Raw genomic sequence first — 16,789 nt, 5'->3', positions numbered from 1 at the left:
CCTTCCGGCCGGGTGCTCAGAGCAGGGTGGCGGAGGCGAAGCGGAGGACGAGCTGGGGTGCGCCGGACAGCACGATCCCGACGACGGCGGTGAGCGCGATGGCGGCGCCGAGCGGGCGCGACGGGCCCGACGGACGTACGGCGGCGGCCGGCTCCGCGCCGGGCTTCGCGAAGAGCAGGACCGTCCACCGAAGGTAGTACACGAGCGCGATCACGACGTTGACGGCCATGACGGCGGCCAGCCAGCCGAGGCCCGCGTCGACGGCCGAGGAGAAGACGGCGACCTTGGCGAACAGGCCGATGACGCCGGGCGGCAGACCGGCCAGGCAGAGCAGGAAGAAGGCCATGGCCAGCGCGGCGAGCGGGTGGCCGCCGTGGAGGCCGCGGTAGTCGGTGAGCCGGTTCTGGGGCGCGGTGCGGCCGACGAGCGCGGCGACGCCGAAGGCGCCGAGGTTCACGGCGGCGTACATCAGCGCGTAGGCCAGCGTGGTGCCGATCTGGCGGTCGGGGTCGGTGTACGCGGCGGCGGCGATCGGGACGAGCAGGTAGCCCGCCTGGCCGATGGACGACCAGGCCAGCAGGCGGACCGCGCTGCGCGGGCGGTCGGGGCGCTGCACCAGCGCGCCGACGTTGCCGACGGTCATGGTGAGGGCGGCCAGGACGGCGACGGCGGGGCCCCAGACGTGCGCGTAGGGCCGGAAGGCGACGACCGTGACGAGGATGAGGCCGGCGAACCCGGCGGCCTTGCCGACGACCGACAGGTAGCCGGCGACCGGGAGCGGGGCTCCGGTGTAAGTGTCGGGCACCCAGAAGTGGAAGGGGGCGACGGCGAGCTTGAAGGCGAAGCCGACGACGGTGAGGGCGGCGCCGGCGGCGGCGAGGGTGTCCAGGCGGGGGTCGACGCCCTGCAGTCCCTTGGCCATGGCCTCCAGGTGGAGGGTACCGGTGGCGGCGTAGACGAAGCTGACGCCCAGCAGGGTGACGGCGGTCGCGGCGACCGAGGACAGGAAGAACTTCAGGGCCGCCTCGCTCGACAGCCGGTCGCCGCGGCGCAGCCCCACCAGGGCGAACGACGGGAGGGTGGTGACCTCCAGGGCGATCACGAGGGTCGCCAGGTCGCGGGAGGCGGGCAGCAGCGCGGCGCCGGAGGCCGAGGAGAGCAGCAGGAACCAGAACTCGCCGGCCGGCAGCTCGTCGAGGGTGTGCACCGACAGCAGGGCGGCGACGAGCGCGCCGGCCAGGACCAGCAGCTGCACGACGAGCGTGAAGCGGTCGGCGACGTAGGAGCAGTCCGCGGGGCTGCCGACGAGGCAGAAGGTGCTGCGGTCGCCGTCGAGCAGCGGCAGCAGGCTCAGTCCGGCGAGCACGAGGCCGGCCAGGGTGATCCCCACCAGCGGCTGCTTGCGGCCCTCGGGCAGGAAGAGGTCGGCGACCAGCACGACGAGCGCGGCCGCCGCCACGATGCCGGGCGGGGCGATCGCGGCCCAGTCGACCGACTGGACGACGGAGGTGGCGAGGGTGCTCATCAGCTGCCTCCGAGCAGGGTGCGCACGGCCGGGTCGGTGAGACCGAGCAGGGCGGCGGGCCAGAGGCCCGCGAGGACGGTCAGGACGACCAGCGGGGTCCAGGCCGCGAACTCGTAGCCCCGGACGTCGGCGAGTGCCGGAGCGGCCTGGACGGTGTCGCGTTCGCCCATGCACACGCGGCGCACGACGACGAGGAGGTACGCGGCGGTGAGCAGGGTGCCGAAGGCGGCGACCGCGGTGAAGACCAGGTACGCACCGCGGTCCAGGCCCGGGGCGGGCTTGAAGGACCCGAACATCGCGAGCATCTCGCCCCAGAAACCGGCCAGACCCGGCAGGCCGAGGGAGGCGACGGCCGCGAAGGCGAGCAGGCCGCCCATGCGGGGGGCCTTGCCGTACAGCGCGGCGCCGGTCTGCCCGGCGAGGCTGTCCAGGTCGGTGGAGCCGTAGCGGTCCTTGAGGGCGCCGACCAGGAAGAAGAGCAGGCCGGTGATGAGCCCGTGGGCGATGTTGGCGAAGAGCGCGCCGTTGACACCGGTGGGGGTCAGGGTCGCGATGCCGAGCAGCACGAAGCCCATGTGGCCGACGGAGCTGTAGGCGATGAGCCGCTTGAGGTCGCCGCCGGCGCCGCGGCGGGCCAGGGCCAGGCAGGCCAGCGAACCGTAGACGATGCCGACGACCGCGAGGGCGGCCAGATAGGGCGCGAAGGTCTGCATGCCCTCGGGGGCGGCCGGGAGCAGGATCCGCACGAAGCCGTAGGTGCCCATCTTGAGCAGGACCCCGGCCAGCAGCACCGAGCCGACCGTGGGCGCGGCGGTGTGGGCGTCGGGGAGCCAGCTGTGCAGCGGCCACATCGGGGCCTTGACGGCGAGGCCGAGGCCGATGGCGAGGACGGCGATCAGCTGCGTGGAGTGACTGAGCGGTGACCCGTTGTCAGTGGCGAGTGCCACCATGTCGAATGTGCCCGCCTTCAGCCCGATGAGGAGCAGGCCGAGCAGCATGATCACGGAACCGAGCAGTGTGTAGAGGATGAAGCGGAGGGCGGACTTCTCCCGGTTCTCGCCGCCCCAGCGGGCGATGAGGAAGTACATCGGGATGAGGACGGTCTCGAAGGCGAGGAAGAAGAGCACCAGGTCGAGCACGGCGAAGGTGGCGAGCGTGCCCGTCTCCAGGAGGAGCAGGAGCGCCACGAAGGCCTTCGGGGAAGGACCCGCGGGCATCTTGAAGTAGCTGTAGAGCGCGCAGAGGAAGGTCAGCAGCGCGGTCAGGACGAGGAGGGGGAGGCTGATGCCGTCGATGCCGAGGTGGATGCGGATGCCGAGCGCCGGGATCCAGCTGATGTCGGTGCTCGCCTGCATCGTCGCGGGGTTGTCGTGGTCGAAGCCCGCGGCGAGGACGATGCTCAGGACGAGGACGAGACCGGTGACGGTGACGCCGTGGCGCAGCACGGCCTGGTCGGGGTTCTTCCCCTTCAGGCCGGGCGGGGGCGGCAGCAGGGCCGCCGCGGCGCCGAGCAGCGGCAGGAGGACGGCGGCCGCGAGGACGTACTGGAGGACGGTGTCGTTCACGGCTCACGCTCCGACGGCGACGAGGACGGCGAGTATCACGGAGCCGGCCAGCAGCACGCTGATATAGGTCTGCACGTTGCCCGTCTGGGTGCGGCGCACGAGCGCGCCGAGCAGCCGGGGCAGTCCGCCCGCGCCGCGGACGTACGTCTCGACGACCTCGCGGTCGAGGAAGCGGACGAGGCCGGAGGCGGCGAGCACGGGGCGGACGAAGAGCTTGGCGTACAGGGCGTCGAGGCGGAAGCCGTGCGAGGCGGGCTCGAAGAGCGGGCCGAGCAGCAGGCGTCCTGGGTCGGCGGGGTCCTGGGCGGCGGCGACGTCCCCGTAGACCTGCTCGTGTGTCTGCAGTGCCGCGGCCTCGGTGAGCGCCGGCTCCTCCTCCGCGGCCTCGGCGGTGACGACCGCGCCGAGCGGGGCGCCGCGGCGGGTCGCGGCGGCCTGCCAGGCGCCGTAGGTCGCGAGGATGCCGACGACGGCGAGGCCGACCCCGAGGATCGAGGTGACCAGGGTCGGGGCGAGGGCGTTGCCGTCGAGCCAGGCGGGGAGGTCGAGGAGCGAGGGTACGAGGGCGACGGCGCCGAAGGCGAGGGTCGGGACGGCCAGCACCCACAGCACGACGGTCATGGCGGCCGGTTCCCTGCCGTGGGCCTCGGGAGCCGTGGCGCCCCGGCCGCGGAAGGCGAGGAGGAACAGACGTGTGGCGTAGCCCGCGGTGAGCACGGCGGTGAGCAGCGCGGCGACCAGGACGAGCCAGCCGACGGCCGACGGGACGCCCTCGGCGTGGCCGGAGGCGGCGTGCTCGGCCGCCCGCAGCACCGACTCCTTCGAGAAGAAGCCGGAGAAGGGCGGGATGGCGGCCAGGGCGGCCAGCGCGATGCCCATGGTCCACATGGCGTCGGGGACGCGCTTGCCGAGGTCGCCCATGCGGGACATCGCGGCCAGCGAGTTGGTGCCGGCGGCGTGGATGACGACGCCGGCGGCGAGGAAGAGGAGGGCCTTGAAGGCACCGTGCGAGACGAGGTGGAACACGGCGGCGCTACGGTCGCCGACGGCGAGGGCGGCGGCCATGTAGCCGAGCTGGCCGATCGTCGAGTAGGCGAGCACGCGTTTGATGTCGTCCTGGGCAAGCGCGGCCAGAGCGGAGCCGATCATGGTGACGGCGGCCAGCACGCCGAGCACCGCGAGGGTGACGGTGGAGGCCTCGAAGACCGGCAGCAGCCGGGCGACGAGGTAGATGCCGGCCGCGACCATCGTGGCGGCGTGGATCAGCGCGGACACCGGGGTGGGGCCGGCCATCGCGTCGGGCAGCCAGGTGTGCAGCGGGAACTGCGCCGACTTGCCGGCGACCCCGGCGAGCAGCAGCAGGCCGACGACGGTCGGGTGCGCGATCTCGCCGTGGGTCGCGGCGGTGAGGATGCCGTTGATCCGGAAGGTCCCGGCGTCGGCGGCGAGCGCGAAGACACCGATCAGGAAGGGGACGTCACCGAGCTTGGTGACGAGGAAGGCCTTGAGGGAGGCGGCCCGGGCGACCTCGGTCTCCCAGTAGTGGCCGACCAGGAAGTACGAACAGATGCCCATGATCTCCCAGCCGACCAGCAGCACCATCAGGTCGCCGGTGTAGACGACCAGGAACATGGCGGCGGTGAAGAGGGAGACCAGGGCGGAGTAGGAGGCGTACCGGGGGTCGTGGCGCAGGTAGGCCGTGGAGTACAGCTGCACGCAGGTGGCGACCAGCCCGACGAGGACGGCGATGAGCACCGCGAAGCCGTCGAGGTGCAGGGCCAGGTCGACGGGCACCGAGCCGGTCGGGGTGAGCCGGGTCGCGGCGTCGGTGGCCGGGCCGCTGCCCTGCCGTACGGCGACGACGACGGCCAGCACGAAGGCGGTCGCGGTGGGCAGCACGGCCAGCGGCCGGGCGAAGCCGGGGGCGGTGCGGCCGAGCAGCAGACCGCCGACGGCGCCGAGGAAGGGGAGGAGGGGGACGAGGACGGCGAGGGTCGTCAGGGTCACGCTGCGGCCTCGGCCTTCTCTTCGGGTGCGGAGGGCCCGTCCCCTTCGCCCTGCGGGTCGTGCGGATCATGCGGTCCGTGCTCGGCGAGGTCGGTGAGGCGGTCGACGTCCGAGCTGCCCCGGTTGCGGTACACCAGCAGCACGATGGCGAGACCGATGCCGATCTCGGCGGCGGCGACGACGATGACGAACAGCGTCAGCGCCTGCCCGGCGTGGAGGGTGTCGCGGAGCCAGACGTCGAAGGCGACCAGGTTGAGGTTGACCGCGTTCAGCATCAGCTCGACCGACATCAGGACGAGGATCGCGTTGCGCCGGGCGAGGACGCCGTACAGGCCGACGGAGAACAGGAGGGCGGCGAGGACGGCGGGATAGGCGAGATGCATCAGCGCTCCCCCGGCTGCTGACGGGACTGCTTGCGGGACAGGACGATCGCACCGACGAGCGCGGCGAGCAGGAGCACGGACAGCGCCTCGAACGGCAGCACCCAGTGGCGGAAGAGGATCTCGCCGGTGACCTTGGTGGAGCCCTGCGGGGCGCCGTCCACGTCGATCCAGGTGGACCGGAAGGCGTCCACCACGACCCACACCAGCGTGCCCGCGGCGGCGACCGCCACGGCGAGGGCCGCGATCCGGTTGCCGGAATCGGCGTCCGGGGAGCGCCCGATGGGCGCCTTGGTGAGCATCAGGCCGAACAGCACGAGCACGACGACGGACCCGACGTAGATCAGCACCTGCACCCAGGCGATGAACTCGGCGGTGAGGAGGAGGTATTCGACGGCGACGCCGCCGAGCGCGACGACCAGCCACAGTGCGGCGTGCACCAGCTGCTTGGTGGTGACGCTGACGACGGCGGCGGCGAGGGTCGCGACGCCGACGAGGACGAAGACGATCTCGACCCCGGTCGGGGACAGGAAGCCGGGGTGGGCTGCGGCGACGTTCACGCCTCGCCCCCCGGCTGCTCGCGCCCGGTCCCTGCCTCGCCCTGGGCGGCGGCGGCCGCTGCGGCGGCCTTCTCCGCAGCCTTGCGGGCGGCACCCAGTTCCTTGGGCTCCTCGGCGGCCGGGTCGAGCGGCGGCGGGGCGGGCACGGTCCACATCCACTCGCGCAGCTTGTCGCGCTCGTGGGTGAGTTCGAGGATGTCGGTCTCCGCGTACTCGAACTCCGGCGACCAGAACAGGGCGTCGAAGGGGCACACCTCGATGCAGATGCCGCAGTACATGCAGAGCGAGAAGTCGATGGCGAAGCGGTCCAGCACGTTGCGGCTGCGCTCGCGGCCACCGGGGGCGGTGGCGGGCACCGTCTCCTTGTGGGAGTCGATGTAGATGCACCAGTCGGGGCACTCGCGGGCGCACAGCATGCAGACCGTGCAGTTCTCCTCGAACAGCGCGATCACTCCGCGGGAGCGGGGCGGCAGTTCGGGCTGCACCTCGGGGTACTGCGCGGTGTGCGAGCGCCGGGTCATCGTGCGCAGGGTGACGGCGAGGCCCTTGGCCAGGCCGGAACCGGGGATGCCCATCAGGAGATCACCACCTTCACCACGCCGGTGAGCGCGATCTGGGTCAGGGCGAGCGGGATGAGGACGGTCCAGGCGAACCTCTGCAGCTGGTCCTCGCGCAGCCGGGGGTACGTGACCCGGAGCCAGATCACGACGAAGGCCAGGGCCGCGGTCTTGAGCAGCGTCCACAGCCAGCCGAGGCTGTCGGACCAGGGGCCGTGCCAGCCGCCCAGGAACAGGACGGTCGTCAGGCCGCAGAGCACGACGATGCCGGCGTACTCCGCGAGCAGGAACAGGGCGAAGCGCATCCCCGTGTACTCGGTGTAGGCACCGAAGATGATCTCCGAGTCCGCGACGGGCATGTCGAACGGCGGGCGCTGGAGCTCGGCGAGGCCGGCCGTGAAGAACACGACGGCTCCGATCAGCTGCCACGGCGTCCACCACCAGGCGTACGCGTCGACGATGCCGGGCAGTGACAGCGTCCCGGCCGCCATGGCGACGGACGCGGCGGCGAGCAGCATCGGCAGCTCGTACGACATCAGCTGTGCTGCGCTGCGCAGACCGCCGAGGAGGGAGAACTTGTTGGCCGAGGCCCAGCCGGCCATGAGCGAGCCGAGCACGCCCACGCCCATCACGGCGAGGACGAAGAACAGGCCCGCGTCGATGTCCTGGCCGACGAGTCCGCCGGGGCCGATCGGGATCGCGATGAGGACCAGGAGGTAGGGCAGCAGTGCGACGGCGGGCGCGAGCTGGAAGATCTTCCGGTCCGCGTCGGCCGGGACCACGTCCTCCTTCTGCGCGAACTTCACGCCGTCGGCGACGAGCTGGGCCCAGCCGTGGAAGCCGCCGGCGTACATGGGCCCGAGACGTCCCTGCATGTGGGCCATGACCTTGTGCTCGGTCTGGCCGACGACCAGGGGCAGGACGAGGAAGGCGACGAGCACGGCGAGCAGCCGGAGGATCACTTCGAGGGCGTCGCTCACGGTGTGCTGCCTCCTTCTGCGTCGTCGTTGCCGGGGGCGTCCGGCGGGGTGGCCGGGCTGCCGTCGGGGGAGTTTTCGGCGGGGGAGCTTTCGGCGGGCTCGCCGGTGCCGCCCTTGGCGGGCGGCGCGGGTTTGCCGGGTTTCGCCGCGTCGGGCTCCGCCGCCGGAGCGGCGGCGGCCGGTTCGGCGGCCGGTTCTGCGGCCGGTTCTGCGGCCGGTGCGGTGTCGCGGGGGACGTCCCAGGGGGCGTCCGGGGTGCGCTTGCGGGGCGTCACGGGAGCGGCGGGGGCCTCAGGGGCCTCGGCGGCTCCCGTCCGGCCGGCCTGGCCGGCCGAGCCGTCGCTCGCCGAGCGGGTGCGGCGCGGGGTGGCGGCGGGGGCCTCGGACGCCGCCGGGGCCTCGGCGGCACCCTGGCTGGCGGAGCCCTCGGTGACACTGCGCGTACGCCGGGCCGGGCGCTCGGCGGCGCCCGCCGCACCTGCGGCTCCGGCGGCGCGCGGGGTCCGGGCGGGGCGCGCCGGGGCGGGCGGGAGCTGGCCCTTCATCGGGCCCCAGTCGTTGGGATCGGGCACACCGGGGGGCAGCATCTGCCGCCTCTTGGGGCCGCCGTGGTCGGACTCCCCCGGCTCCTTCGCGCCGGGCCACGCCTTCGCGACGCGTGCCGCCAGCACGAAGTCCTTGCGCAGCGGGTGCCCCTCGAAGCCTTCGGGCAGCAGCAGCGGCACCAGGTGCGGGTGCCCGGTGAAGTCCACGCCGAACATCTCGTGCGTCTCGCGCTCGTGCCAGGCGGCACCCGCGTAGACGCCGACGGCGGTCGGCAGGGCCGGTGCCTCGTGCGGGACGGTCGTACGGATCATCAGGCGCCGCACCGAGCCGACCGCGGGGGCGACGACGTGGGCGCAGACGCGGAAGCCGGCGCCGCCCTCGTCGACGGCGCTGAGCCAGTCGAAGAAGGTGCAGCCGAGGGTGTCCCGGGCGGCGCGCAGGGCGTCGGTCCAGGAGGCGGCGGGGACGTCGACGGTCAGCAGGCCGTACGCCTCCTCCGCCGTGGCCTCGGCGCCGAAGACCTCGGCGACGGCGTCCGGCTCGGGGAGCCGGTCGAAGGGCGTGGTCACTTCGCGGCCTCCCCGGGCGGCGGCGGGGCCTGGACGAGGCCGCTGCGCAGCGCCGCGGTGGACGCGCGCGGGGTGCCGCCGTCGCCGTAGCGCTCGCCGAGCGACTCGCGGGCGATCTTCTCCTGGAGCTTGAGGATGCCCTGCAGCAGCGCCTCGGGCCGCGGCGGGCAGCCGGGCACGTAGACGTCGACGGGGATGATCTGGTCGACGCCCTTGGTCACGGAGTACGAATCCCAGTAGGGGCCGCCGCAGTTGGAGCAGGCGCCGAAGGAGATGACGTACTTCGGCTCGGGCATCTGCTCGTACAGACGCTTCACGGCCGGGGCCATCTTGTCGGTGACGGTGCCCGAGACGACCATGAGGTCGGCCTGGCGCGGGCCGGGCGCGAAGGGGATCACGCCGAGCCGGATGAAGTCGTGCCGGGCCATGGAGGCGGCGATGAACTCGATGGCGCAGCAGGCGAGCCCGAAGTTGAAGACCCACAGGCTGTAGCGGCGGCCCCAGTTCAGGACCACCTTCATCGGTTCGGGTGCCAGGCGCGCGAGCGTACCGAGGCGTCGCGGCTCCGGCAGGTACTCGGGAGTGCTCACATCGGTCACATCGGTCACGTCCATTCCAGGACGCCCTTCTTCCAGGCGTAGAGCAGACCGACGGCGAGGAAGCCGAGGAAGACGAACATCTCGACCAGCGTCGTGCCGCCGTACCCCTCGGCGGCGAACACCGTCGCCCAGGGGAAGAGGAAGATCGCGTCGACCGCGAAGATGACGTACAGGAACGAGTAGACGTAGTAGCGGATCTGGGTGTGCGCCCAGCCCTCGCCGACGGGGTCGACGCCGCACTCGTACGTGAGCATCTTCTCCTGCGTCGGCACCACGGGCCGCAGCAGGCGACCGGCCCCGAAGGCCACGGTCACGAAGAGCACCCCGAGCACCGCGACCAGCCCGACGACCGAGTAGCCGTGGAAGTAGTCCACGTCCGTCCGCCCCTCGTTTCTCGTCGTAAGCGCGTTGTCCAGCGATCCCGGTGGATCTTTTAGACGATCTGTACGAACGGAGTCTAGGCCCTGCCCCCCGGAGCCGAACCACCCGTCCTCACCGGTGGTACGGATAACCCCACCTTGTCCTGGCAGGCGCACCCCATGGCGGTGGCCGCCCCGTCCCCGGCAGGCTTGACGTCATGACCATCAACTCCCAGCGCGGGGAAGCCGCCCCGCTGCCGCCGGCGCGCTTCGCCTTCGACGCGGTGACGTGGAAGGAGATCGCGTATCTCCTGGCGAACCTGCCCGTGGACATCGCGGGCTTCGTCTACGTAGCCGTCGTCCTCTACCTCGGCGTCGGGCTGTCGGTGACGGTGATCGGCCTGCCGCTGCTGGCTCTGGGGCTGGCCGGGTGCCGGCTGCTGGGGCGGCTGGAGCGGATACGGGCGCGCGGCATGCTCGGGGTGGCCGTGGACGAGCCCCGGTCGCTGAGCCCCGGGCGGATGGGCTTCTTCCCCTGGCTGTGGACCTCGCTGAAGGACCCGGTGGGGTGGCGCCACGCGCTGTACTTCTTCATCCGGCTGCCGTGGGGGATCGCGACCTTCACCATCGCCTTGACCTCGCTCTTCGTCGCGTGGCCGGTGCTGCCGTTCATCGCCCGGGGGCTGGCCAACGCGGACCGCGCGATGGTCCGCGGCCTGCTGTCGCCCTCCGACGAGCTGGAGCGGCGGATCGCCGAGCTGGAGTCCGATCGCGGCACGGTGGTCGACACCGCCGCCGCCGACCTGCGGCGCATCGAGCGCGACCTGCACGACGGGGCGCAGGCGCGGCTCGTCGCACTCGCCATGGACCTGGGCCTGGCCAAGGAGAAGCTCCAGGAGGATCCGGAGGCGGCGGCGCGGATGGTCGGGGAGGCCCACGGCGAGGTGAAGCTGGCCCTCCAGGAGCTGCGCGACCTGGCCCGCGGCATCCACCCCGCCGTCCTCACCGACCGCGGCCTGGACGCCGCCCTGTCCTCGGTGGCCGCCCGGTGCACGGTTCCGGTGCAGGTCCAGGTGGACCTGGCCGGCCGGCCGGCGCCGGCGATCGAGGGCATCGCGTACTTCACCGTCTCCGAGCTGCTGCAGAACATCAGCAAGCACAGCGGGGCGCGCCGGGCCGTCGTCGAGCTGTGGCGCTCGGACGGCCGGCTGATGATCCAGGTCCGCGACGACGGCCGGGGCGGGGCGACCACGTCGGGCGGCAGCGGTCTGGGCGGGCTGGCCGAGCGGCTGGACTCCGTGGACGGTCTGCTGGTGGTCGACTCCCCGGCCGGCGGCCCGACGACGGTGACGGCCGAGCTGCCCTGGCGGGACCGCGCCTGAGCCGGGTACGGGAAGGCCGGTGCCCTCGCTGAGGGCACCGGCCTTCTCCCGTGCCGCCGGGCACCCGTGCCACCTGGGGTCCGGGCCGCCTGGAGTCCGGGCCGCCGCAACGTGGGGGTGGGGTTTTCCCCAGGTCGAAGACGCCTATCCGCACCATGGGGGAGAAGGCCTCGGAGGACGAGGCTGGAGGTATCACAGGCGGTCGCAGAGGGACGACGAAGAGGACGGACGTGACCATGGCATACGGTTTCCCGGAACCGCGCGAGCACCGGCTGCCCGCGGCGCTGCGCGCGCCGATCGAGGCCCGCACCTGGCGCGAGCTGCTGTATCTGCTGCTGAACCTGCCGATGGGCATCATCGGCTTCGTCTTCACCGTGACGATGCTGTCGCTCGGCGCGGGGCTGCTGGTCACCTTCCTCGGGCTGCCCGTCCTCGCCCTGATGCTGGCCGGGTGCCGTGGACTCGGCGTCGTGGAGCGCGAGCGGGCCCGCCAGTGCCTGCGCATCGACGTGGCCGCGCCCGAGCCGCTGCGCCGGCGGCCCGGCCAGGGCTTCATGTCGTGGCTCGGCGGCCAGCTGACCAGCGGTGCCTCCTGGCGGCACATCCTGTACTTCTTCGTGCACTTCCCGTGGGGCGTGTTCACCTTCTCCGTGGCCATCTCGTTCTTCACCTACGGCTGGGGGCTCCTCACGTACCCGCTGTGGCAGTGGGTCTTCCCGGCCTACACCGACCAGCCCGGACTCCAGCTGTACGGGGACGGGAACGGCAACGGCTGGTGGCTGGACTCGCCGTTCGAGGTGGCCATGACCTCCGTGCTCGGACTGCTGCTCGTCCTGGTCACCCCCTGGCTGATCCGGGGCATGGCGTACGTGGACCGGGGCCTGGTCGCCGGGCTGCTGGGGCCGTCGCGGCTGGCCAGCCGCGTCACGGAGCTGGAGTCGGACCGCGGCACGGTGGTCGACACCGCCGCCGCCGACCTGCGGCGCATCGAGCGCGACCTGCACGACGGGGCGCAGGCGCGGCTCGTCGCACTCGCCATGGACCTGGGCCTGGCCAAGGAGAAGCTCCAGGAGGATCCGAAGGCGGCCGCCACCATGGTCGAGGAGGCCCACGGCGAGGTGAAGCTGGCCCTCCAGGAGCTGCGCGACCTGGCCCGCGGCATCCACCCCGCCGTCCTCACCGACCGCGGCCTGGACGCCGCCCTGTCCGCCCTCGCGGCGCGCTGCACCGTGCCGGTGCAGGTGAGCGTGGACCTGCCGGGGCGGCCGGTGCCGGCGATCGAGGGCATCGCGTACTTCACCGTCTCCGAGCTGCTGCAGAACGTCAGCAAGCACAGCGGTGCCTCGCGCGCCGCGGTCGACCTGTGGCGCTCCGGGGACCGGCTGATGATCCACGTCGTCGACAACGGGCGCGGCGGCGCGTCCACGGGGCGCGGCTCGGGTCTGGCCGGGCTCGCGGAGCGGCTGGGGGCGGTGGACGGCGTCCTCGCGGTGGACTCCCCCGCCGGCGGCCCGACCACCGTCGCGGCGGAGCTGCCCTGGCGTACCTGACCCCGCGAGGGCGTCGGGCCCGGAAGAACCGTAGAACCGGCGAACCCGATGAACGGGGAACCGGGGAACCGGAGAACAGGAAAACCGGAAGAACCGCAGGACCCTGCGGACAGAGAAGACCGGAAGAACCGAGAGGACGCTGACCGCGCCCCCCTCCGTCCCTCCCCCGCACTCCGCCCCGGCGGCAAGGCCGTGTGCCGGCCGCCGGAAGCTGGAATGCTGGGGAGGGACACGTCGACGTCGACATGGGGGAGCCGGTAGCGGTGGAGGACAGAGTGCGCGTGGTCATCGCCGAGGACTCGGTGCTGCTGCGGGAGGGACTGACCCGTCTGCTGACCGACCGCGGGCACGAGGTCGTCGCCGGGGTCGGCGATGCCGAGGCCCTGCTGAAGGTGATCGGCGAGCTCGCCGCCGAGGGCGCGGTGCCCGACGTGGTCGTGGCCGACGTGCGGATGCCGCCGACCCACACCGACGAGGGCGTGCGCGCCGCGGTGCGGCTGCGCCGCGACCATCCGCAGCTGGGCGTGCTGGTGCTGTCGCAGTACGTCGAGGAGCAGTACGCCACCGAGCTGCTGGCTGGCAGTTCCCGCGGGGTCGGGTATCTGCTCAAGGACCGGGTAGCCGATGTCCGGGAGTTCGTCGACGCGGTCGTCCGCGTGGCGGGCGGCGGTACCGCCCTGGACCCGGAGGTGGTGGCGCAGCTGCTGGGGCGCAGCCGCAAGCAGGACGTGCTGGCCGGTCTCACCCCGCGGGAGCGCGAGGTGCTGGGGCTGATGGCGGAGGGCCGGACGAACTCCGCGATCGCCAAGCAGCTGGTGGTGAGCGACGGCGCGGTGGAGAAGCACGTCAGCAACATCTTCCTCAAACTGGGGCTGGCCCCCAGCGAGGGCGATCACCGACGCGTCCTGGCCGTGCTCACGTACCTCAATTCCTGATCTTCTGACGTATCGTCAGAGGAGCCCGCGGAGGCACAGAACCGAAGCGGCGCCGGGAGGCGTCCCATATGGAGGAAGCAGGCAGCACGGGCTCCGGGGGGCGGTGACCGTGACCCATCAGGGCACAAAGGGAGCTCAGCGCGGCGCCCACGATGCGGGAAGACCCGGGAAGGCGACCCTTACCCACGTACGATGGCGCGTGGGACACAAGGTCACGGCCCCGGTCGTGAGCCGCCGCCTCGAAGGAGGTCCGATTCAGTGACCAGCCAGGTCAGCAGCCCGACAACCCCCGATCGTCCCGTTCTGGGCGAGCAGCGGAAACCGGCCAAGGAGACCAGGAAGCTCGATCGGGTGGTGATCCGTTTCGCCGGGGACTCCGGTGACGGGATGCAGCTCACGGGAGACCGGTTCACCTCGGAAACGGCGTCGTTCGGCAACGATCTGTCCACCCTGCCGAACTTCCCGGCCGAGATCAGGGCTCCTGCAGGCACCCTGCCGGGCGTCTCGAGCTTCCAGCTGCACTTCGCCGACCACGACATCCTCACCCCGGGTGACGCCCCGAACGTCCTGGTCGCGATGAACCCGGCGGCGCTGAAGGCGAACATCGGGGACCTGCCGCGCGGCGCGGAGGTCATCGTCAACACGGACGAGTTCACCTCCCGCGCGATGGGCAAGGTCGGCTACGCGGCCTCGCCGCTGGAGGACGGCTCGCTGTCGGCCTACGCGGTGCACCCGGTGCCGCTGACCACCCTGACGGTCGAGGCGCTCAAGGAATTCCCGCTGACCCGCAAGGAGGCCGAGCGCAGCAAGAACATGTTCGCGCTCGGGCTGCTGTCGTGGATGTACCACCGCCCCACCGAGGGCACCGAGGACTTCCTGCGCAAGAAGTTCGCGAAGAAGCCCGAGCTGGCCGAGGCGAACGTCGCCGCCTTCCGCGCGGGCTGGAACTTCGGCGAGACGACCGAGGACTTCGCCGTCAGCTACGAGGTGGCCCCGGCCGAGGCGGCCTTCCCGGCCGGCACCTACCGCAACATCTCGGGGAACCTGGCGCTGTCGTACGGCCTGGTCACCGCGAGCCGCCAGGCGGACCTGCCGCTCTTCCTGGGCTCGTACCCGATCACGCCGGCCTCGGACATCCTGCACGAGCTGAGCAGGCACAAGAACTTCGGTGTGCGCACCTTCCAGGCCGAGGACGAGATCGCGGGCATCGGCGCCGCGCTCGGCGCGGCCTTCGGCGGCTCGCTGGCCGTCACCACCACCTCCGGTCCGGGCGTCGCGCTGAAGTCCGAGACCATCGGCCTCGCGGTCTCGATGGAGCTGCCGCTGCTGGTCGTCGACATCCAGCGCGGCGGGCCCTCGACGGGTCTGCCGACCAAGACCGAGCAGGCCGACCTGCTGCAGGCGATGTACGGGCGCAACGGTGAGGCGCCGGTCCCGATCGTGGCGCCGTGCACCCCCGGCGACTGCTTCGGCGCCGCGCTGGAGGCGGCCCGCATCGCGCTGACCTACCGCACCCCGGTCCTCCTGCTCTCCGACGGCTACCTCGCCAACGGCTCCGAGCCGTGGCGGGTCCCCGAGCTGGACGAGCTGCCCGACCTGCGGGTGCAGTTCGCGACCACGCCCAACCATGTGGCCGAGGACGGCACCGAGGAGTTCTGGCCGTACCTGCGCGAACCGGAGACGCTGGCTCGCCCCTGGGCGGTGCCGGGCACTCCCGGCCTCGAGCACCGCATCGGCGGCATCGAGAAGCAGGACGGCACCGGGCACATCTCGTACGACCCGGCCAACCACGATCTGATGGTGCGCACCCGGCAGGCCAAGATCGACGGCATCGAGGTGCCCGACGTGGTCGTCGACGACCCGGACGGGCAGGCGCGGACGCTGGTGATCGGCTGGGGCTCGACGTACGGTCCGATCACGGCGGCCGTACGGCGCATCAGGGGCGCAGGGGGCGCGGTCGCGCAGGCCCATCTGCGCCATCTGAACCCCTTCCCGAGGAATCTCGGGGAGGTCCTCGGGCGTTACCAGAAGGTAGTGGTCCCGGAGATGAACCTCGGCCAGCTCGCCCATCTGCTGCGGGCGAGGTACCTGGTCGACGCACGCTCGCACACCCAGGTCACCGGCCTGCCCTTCAAGGCCGAGCAACTCGCTGCCGCCATCCAGGAGGAGAGCGCAGATGTCTGAGGCTCCTGCCGTCGAACACCGCACGCCGGGGCTGCCGGCGCTGTCCCTGGTCCCCAAGGCCGAAGCCAAGCAGTCCATGAAGGACTTCAAGTCGGACCAGGAAGTGCGCTGGTGCCCCGGCTGCGGTGACTACGCGATCCTCGCCGCGGTGCAGGGCTTCATGCCCGAACTGGGCCTGGCCCGGGAGAACATCGTCTTCGTCTCGGGGATCGGCTGCTCCTCCCGCTTCCCGTACTACATGAACACCTACGGGATGCACTCCATCCACGGCCGCGCCCCGGCCATCGCGACCGGGCTCGCCGCCTCGCGGCGCGACCTGTCGGTGTGGGTCGTCACGGGAGACGGCGACGCGCTGTCCATCGGCGGCAACCACCTGATCCACTCGCTGCGGCGCAACGTCAACCTCAAGATCCTGCTCTTCAACAACCGGATCTACGGGCTGACGAAGGGGCAGTACAGCCCGACCTCCGAGCTCGGCAAGATCACCAAGTCGACGCCGATGGGTTCGCTGGACGCGCCCTTCAACCCGGTCTCGCTGGCGCTGGGCGCGGAGGCCTCCTTCGTGGCGCGCACCGTCGACTCCGACCGCAAGCACCTCACGAGCGTGCTGCGGGCGGCCGCCGCGCACCCGGGTACGGCCTTCGTGGAGATCTACCAGAACTGCAACATCTTCAACGACGGCGCCTTCGAGGTGCTGAAGGACCGGACCTCGGCCGAGAACGCGGTGATCCGGCTGGAGCACGGCGAGCGGATCCGCTTCGGCGCGGACAACGCCAAGGGCGTCGTGCGCGACCGGGCGACCGGCGACCTGCGGGTCGTCGACGTCGACGCGTCCAACGAGGACGAGGTCCTGGTGCACGACGCGCACGCCGCGACACCCACGACGGCCTTCGCCCTGTCCAGACTCGCCGACCCCGACACGCTGCACCACACGCCGATCGGTGTGTTCCGCAGCGTCGAACGGCCGGTCTACGACGCGCTGATGTCCGAGCAGCTGGAGCAGGCCGTCGAGCAGCACGGCAAGGGCGACCTCGCCGCCATGCTGGCCGGCAACGACACCTGGACGGTCGTGGGCTGAGCCACCGCACCCA

Annotated in this window: 15 protein-coding genes; 5 read left to right on the top strand and 10 right to left on the bottom strand. The window is 72.2% G+C overall.

What is annotated here, in order from left to right:
• Positions 1-16: 16 nt before the first annotated feature.
• Genes CHF15_RS26545 through CHF15_RS26500 form a run of 10 tightly spaced genes read right to left on the bottom strand, consistent with a single transcriptional unit; the run spans position 17 to position 9,662 of the window.
• Positions 17-1,525 carry an NADH-quinone oxidoreductase subunit N gene (locus CHF15_RS26545; RefSeq protein WP_089226405.1) on the bottom strand — a complete coding sequence of 503 codons (1,509 nt, stop codon included), beginning with the start codon at positions 1,523-1,525 and terminating at the stop codon, positions 17-19.
• Complete coding sequence (locus tag CHF15_RS26540) at positions 1,525-3,090, bottom strand: complex I subunit 4 family protein (protein ID WP_089226404.1); 1,566 nt, start codon at positions 3,088-3,090, stop codon at positions 1,525-1,527. The genes CHF15_RS26545 and CHF15_RS26540 overlap by 1 nt, the downstream gene beginning before the upstream one ends.
• 3 nt (positions 3,091-3,093) lie before the next feature.
• Positions 3,094-5,097 carry an NADH-quinone oxidoreductase subunit 5 family protein gene (locus CHF15_RS26535; protein ID WP_089226403.1) on the bottom strand — a complete coding sequence of 668 codons (2,004 nt, stop codon included), beginning with the start codon at positions 5,095-5,097 and terminating at the stop codon, positions 3,094-3,096.
• Positions 5,094-5,480 carry an NADH-quinone oxidoreductase subunit NuoK gene (gene nuoK, locus CHF15_RS26530; RefSeq protein ID WP_089226402.1) on the bottom strand — a complete coding sequence of 129 codons (387 nt, stop codon included), beginning with the start codon at positions 5,478-5,480 and terminating at the stop codon, positions 5,094-5,096. The genes CHF15_RS26535 and nuoK overlap by 4 nt, the downstream gene beginning before the upstream one ends.
• Positions 5,480-6,037: an NADH-quinone oxidoreductase subunit J family protein gene (locus CHF15_RS26525; protein ID WP_089226401.1), complete on the bottom strand. Its 558-nt coding sequence runs from the start codon at positions 6,035-6,037 to the stop codon at positions 5,480-5,482. Before CHF15_RS26525 ends, nuoK begins: the two co-directional genes overlap by 1 nt.
• Complete coding sequence (locus CHF15_RS26520; protein ID WP_089226400.1) at positions 6,034-6,612, bottom strand: NuoI/complex I 23 kDa subunit family protein; 579 nt, start codon at positions 6,610-6,612, stop codon at positions 6,034-6,036. Before CHF15_RS26520 ends, CHF15_RS26525 begins: the two co-directional genes overlap by 4 nt.
• Entirely contained in the window at positions 6,612-7,574 is a 963-nt protein-coding gene (nuoH, locus tag CHF15_RS26515; RefSeq protein ID WP_089226399.1) for an NADH-quinone oxidoreductase subunit NuoH, read from the bottom strand. The genes CHF15_RS26520 and nuoH overlap by 1 nt, the downstream gene beginning before the upstream one ends.
• Entirely contained in the window at positions 7,571-8,689 is a 1,119-nt protein-coding gene (locus CHF15_RS26510) for an NADH-quinone oxidoreductase subunit C (RefSeq protein WP_089226398.1), read from the bottom strand. Before CHF15_RS26510 ends, nuoH begins: the two co-directional genes overlap by 4 nt.
• Entirely contained in the window at positions 8,686-9,303 is a 618-nt protein-coding gene (locus CHF15_RS26505; RefSeq protein ID WP_089226397.1) for an NADH-quinone oxidoreductase subunit B, read from the bottom strand. Before CHF15_RS26505 ends, CHF15_RS26510 begins: the two co-directional genes overlap by 4 nt.
• A complete protein-coding gene (locus CHF15_RS26500; protein WP_018558821.1) occupies positions 9,294-9,662 on the bottom strand; it encodes an NADH-quinone oxidoreductase subunit A in 369 nt (122 codons plus the stop codon). The genes CHF15_RS26505 and CHF15_RS26500 overlap by 10 nt, the downstream gene beginning before the upstream one ends.
• 203 nt (positions 9,663-9,865) lie before the next feature.
• Between CHF15_RS26500 and CHF15_RS26495 the strand changes: the two genes are divergently transcribed.
• From CHF15_RS26495 to CHF15_RS26475, 5 genes are all read left to right on the top strand, one after another.
• Complete coding sequence (locus tag CHF15_RS26495) at positions 9,866-11,029, top strand: sensor histidine kinase (protein ID WP_089226396.1); 1,164 nt, start codon at positions 9,866-9,868, stop codon at positions 11,027-11,029.
• A gap of 236 nt (positions 11,030-11,265) precedes the next feature.
• On the top strand, positions 11,266-12,579 hold the full coding sequence (locus tag CHF15_RS26490) for a sensor histidine kinase (RefSeq protein ID WP_089226395.1): 1,314 nt from the start codon (positions 11,266-11,268) through the stop codon (positions 12,577-12,579).
• 275 nt (positions 12,580-12,854) lie between these two features.
• On the top strand, positions 12,855-13,514 hold the full coding sequence (locus CHF15_RS26485) for a response regulator transcription factor (protein WP_026250958.1): 660 nt from the start codon (positions 12,855-12,857) through the stop codon (positions 13,512-13,514).
• Positions 13,515-13,772: 258 nt separating this feature from the next.
• The gene (locus tag CHF15_RS26480; protein WP_089226394.1) at positions 13,773-15,698 is read left to right on the top strand and encodes a 2-oxoacid:acceptor oxidoreductase subunit alpha; all 1,926 of its coding nucleotides are present in this window, start codon (positions 13,773-13,775) and stop codon (positions 15,696-15,698) included.
• On the top strand, positions 15,691-16,776 hold the full coding sequence (locus CHF15_RS26475; protein WP_089226393.1) for a 2-oxoacid:ferredoxin oxidoreductase subunit beta: 1,086 nt from the start codon (positions 15,691-15,693) through the stop codon (positions 16,774-16,776). The genes CHF15_RS26480 and CHF15_RS26475 overlap by 8 nt, the downstream gene beginning before the upstream one ends.
• Positions 16,777-16,789 lie beyond the last annotated feature (13 nt).

The organism is Actinacidiphila glaucinigra, from assembly GCF_900188405.1.
Taxonomy (GTDB): Bacteria; Actinomycetota; Actinomycetes; order Streptomycetales; family Streptomycetaceae; genus Actinacidiphila; species Actinacidiphila glaucinigra.
The sequence above is the reverse complement of the archived record's forward strand: the minus strand, read 5'-3'. Positions and strand labels throughout refer to the sequence as shown.

Excerpts from the sequence above, each read along its gene's own strand:
- CHF15_RS26545 (WP_089226405.1), bottom strand. The coding sequence starts at position 1,525 with ATGAGCACCCTCGCCACCTCCGTCGTCCAGTCGGTCGACTGGGCCGCG.
- nuoK (WP_089226402.1), bottom strand. The coding sequence starts at position 5,480 with ATGCATCTCGCCTATCCCGCCGTCCTCGCCGCCCTCCTGTTCTCCGTC.
- CHF15_RS26520 (WP_089226400.1), bottom strand. The coding sequence starts at position 6,612 with ATGGGCATCCCCGGTTCCGGCCTGGCCAAGGGCCTCGCCGTCACCCTG.
- CHF15_RS26505 (WP_089226397.1), bottom strand. The coding sequence starts at position 9,303 with ATGGACGTGACCGATGTGACCGATGTGAGCACTCCCGAGTACCTGCCG.
- CHF15_RS26495 (WP_089226396.1), top strand. The coding sequence starts at position 9,866 with ATGACCATCAACTCCCAGCGCGGGGAAGCCGCCCCGCTGCCGCCGGCG.
- CHF15_RS26490 (WP_089226395.1), top strand. The coding sequence starts at position 11,266 with ATGGCATACGGTTTCCCGGAACCGCGCGAGCACCGGCTGCCCGCGGCG.
- CHF15_RS26475 (WP_089226393.1), top strand. The coding sequence starts at position 15,691 with ATGTCTGAGGCTCCTGCCGTCGAACACCGCACGCCGGGGCTGCCGGCG.